The sequence below is a fragment of the Neorhizobium sp. T25_13 genome (assembly GCF_002968675.1).
Taxonomy (GTDB): domain Bacteria; phylum Pseudomonadota; class Alphaproteobacteria; order Rhizobiales; family Rhizobiaceae; genus Neorhizobium; species Neorhizobium tomejilense.
In genome coordinates, this window is the sequence record NZ_PVBI01000035.1 from 2501 (window position 1) to 5000 (window position 2500).

Genomic DNA, 2500 nt, shown 5'->3' on the forward strand with positions numbered 1-2500 from the left:
CTTTGTCTTCTGAAGAAATAAAAGTTTGCACGACGCATTTGCGTCTGTGCCTGTTCTGCAAAAATCGTGAAGAGAAGATTGATCTGGAGGCTTCCAGGTATGGGTTTAGGCCCATGTCCGAAGCCGGTTCCAATGATGTCGTTGATGGCCTAGCCGGCCGGATACGAAAGAGGGGCCGGAATAGGTAGGAAGCTTGTCACTCTGGTCGGTCGTTGTTGTCATTTTGAGGGACTTGTCCTGAAGGATGGCTCTGATGACTTACTGATGGCCGTTGCCTGACCGCGCGGTCCTGGATCACATCTCGAGAAGCTGGTCTTAAAGACAGACTGCAAGCGAACTGCTCGGCGTAGTTCCAATAAAGCAGATTTGTCGAACACGTCGATGGCATCATGAGAAGGGCTGGTTGTAAAAGGTAACCGGTCCGCCACGCATTGGGGAAACCTGATGGGTGGCTATATTGATGAGCATTGGCAATGAGAACGATTAAGTGTCGTAAGGGCATTTGGTGGATGCCTTGGCATGCACAGGCGAAGAAGGACGTGATACGCTGCGATAAGCCGTGGGGAGCTGCGAATGAGCTTTGATCCATGGATCTCCGAATGGGGCAACCCACCTTAGATACCTAGAAAGTTTAAGCCGTCTTTCGGGACGGTTTAGGTTTCTAGGTATTGTTAAAAGGTATCTTACCTTCGAATAAAATAGGGGTAAGAAGCGAACGCAGGGAACTGAAACATCTAAGTACCTGCAGGAAAGGACATCAACCGAGACTCCGTAAGTAGTGGCGAGCGAACACGGACCAGGCCAGTGGCAATCAGGAATAAAGCCGAACGCTTTGGAAAAGGCGGCCGTAGCGGGTGATAGCCCCGTAGGCGTAGAACACTGATTGTCCTAGAGTAGGGCGGGACACGTGAAATCCTGTCTGAACATGGGGAGACCACTCTCCAAGCCTAAGTACTCGTGCATGACCGATAGCGAACAAGTACCGTGAGGGAAAGGTGAAAAGCACCCCGACAAGGGGAGTGAAATAGAACCTGAAACCGGATGCCTACAAACAGTCGGAGGGCGCAAGCCTGACGGCGTACCTTTTGTATAATGGGTCAACGACTTAGTGTAACTAGCAAGCTTAAGCCGGTAGGTGTAGGCGCAGCGAAAGCGAGTCTGAACAGGGCGTTCAGTTAGTTGCATTAGACCCGAAACCGAGTGATCTAGCCATGAGCAGGTTGAAGGTTGGGTAACACCAACTGGAGGACCGAACCCGCATCTGTTGCAATAGATTGGGATGACTTGTGGCTAGGGGTGAAAGGCCAATCAAACTCGGAAATAGCTGGTTCTCCGCGAAAACTATTTAGGTAGTGCGTCGATCGAATACCCCGGGGGGTAGAGCACTGGATGGGCTATGGGGACTCACCGTCTTACTGATCCTAACCAAACTCCGAATACCCGGGAGTACTAATCGGCAGACACACGGCGGGTGCTAACGTCCGTCGTGAAAAGGGAAACAACCCTGACCTCCAGCTAAGGTCCCCAAGTCATGGCTAAGTGGGAAAGGATGTGAGGATCCCAAAACAACCAGGATGTTGGCTTAGAAGCAGCCATCATTTAAAGAAAGCGTAACAGCTCACTGGTCTAATTAAGGGTCTTTGCGCCGAAAATGTAACGGGGCTAAAGCCATGCACCGAAGCTGAGGATACGTGACTTGTCACGTGTGGTAGCGGAGCGTTCCGTAAGCCTGTGAAGGAGGACCCGTGAGGGCCTCTGGAGGTATCGGAAGTGCGAATGTTGACATGAGTAACGATAAAGAGGGTGAGAGACCCTCTCGCCGAAAGACCAAGGGTTCCTGCTTAAAGTTAATCTGAGCAGGGTTAGCCGGCCCCTAAGCCGAGGCAGAAATGCGTAGGTGATGGGAACCACGTTAATATTCGTGGGCCTGGTGGTAGTGACGGATCGCAAAAATTGTTCAACCTTATTGGATTGGTTGGGCAGTGGGGCGGTTCCAGGAAATAGCTCCACCGTATAGACCGTACCCGAAACCGACACAGGTGGTCAGGTAGAGTATACCAAGGCGCTTGAGAGAACTATGTTGAAGGAACTCGGCAAATTGCACGCGTAACTTCGGAAGAAGCGTGACCCCATTTTGGGCAACCATAATGGGGTGGCACAGACCAGGGGGTAGCGACTGTTTATCAAAAACACAGGGCTCTGCGAAGTCTAAAGACGACGTATAGGGTCTGACGCCTGCCCGGTGCTGGAAGGTTAAGAGGAGAGGTGCAAGCTTTGAATCGAAGCCCCAGTAAACGGCGGCCGTAACTATAACGGTCCTAAGGTAGCGAAATTCCTTGTCGGGTAAGTTCCGACCTGCACGAATGGCGTAACGACTTCCCCGCTGTCTCCAACATAGACTCAGTGAAATTGAATTCCCCGTGAAGATGCGGGGTTCCTGCGGTCAGACGGAAAGACCCCGTGCACCTTTACTATAGCTTTACACTGGCATTCGTGTCGG

General features: G+C 51.6%; 1 rRNA gene (only partly in view). It reads left to right on the forward strand.

From position 1 onward, the window contains the following. The first annotated feature begins 481 nt into the window (after window positions 1-481). Window positions 482-2500, forward strand: a 23S ribosomal RNA gene (locus tag C5J22_RS30700); it runs 782 nt beyond the window's last position.